Source organism: Mycobacterium sp. E2462, assembly GCF_001672685.1.
In the GTDB taxonomy this organism is placed as follows: Bacteria; Actinomycetota; Actinomycetes; order Mycobacteriales; family Mycobacteriaceae; genus Mycobacterium.
This window is the reverse complement of the sequence record NZ_LZKC01000350.1, coordinates 1-627: the sequence shown is the minus strand read 5'-3', so window position 1 is coordinate 627 and position 627 is coordinate 1. Positions and strand designations below refer to the sequence as shown.

At 68.7% G+C, this 627-nt stretch carries 1 protein-coding gene; it reads right to left on the bottom strand.

Annotated elements, in window-relative coordinates:
* On the bottom strand, nt 1–627 hold a 627-nt coding region (locus A5714_RS18400; protein ID WP_156747379.1), incomplete at both ends, for a phosphopantetheine-binding protein.

Genomic DNA, 627 nt, shown 5'->3' with positions numbered 1-627 from the left:
GCCGGACCGCCACGATGCCGGTTCAGATGGTCGGCGAGGTCGCGCACGGTGGAGACCTCGAACAGGTAGCGGACCGGCACTTCCCTGGCCAGCGCGGCCTGCAACCGAGCGCTCACCCGGGTCGCGATCAACGAGTCACCGCCGAGGGCGAAGAAGTCGTCGTCGAGGCCGACCGCGTCTCGGTGTAACACTTCGGCGAATGCTTCGGCGACGATCTTCTCGGTGTCGGTCTGCGGCGGCCGGTAGTGTGCGGCGGTGAATTCGGGAGCGGGCAACGCCTTTCGGTCGATCTTGCCCGACGAAGTCATCGGGAAACGCTCCAACGCCACGATCTGCGCGGGCACCATGTAGTCGGGCAAGCGCGCAGCCACCGCGTCTCGCACCGCATCGGCGTCGGGAGGCACGGGCCCACCGACGTAGCCGACGAGTCGGTCAGCGCCGCCGTGCCGATAGACCGCGGCAGCGGCCACCGTCACCTCCGCACACGCCAGCAACGCGTTCTCGACCTCGCCGAGTTCGATGCGTTGACCGCGCAGCTTGACTTGGAAGTCCGCGCGGCCCAGGTACGTTAGCTCCCCCGCGCCGTTCCACCGGACCAGGTCCCCGGTGCGATACATCCGCGCGCCA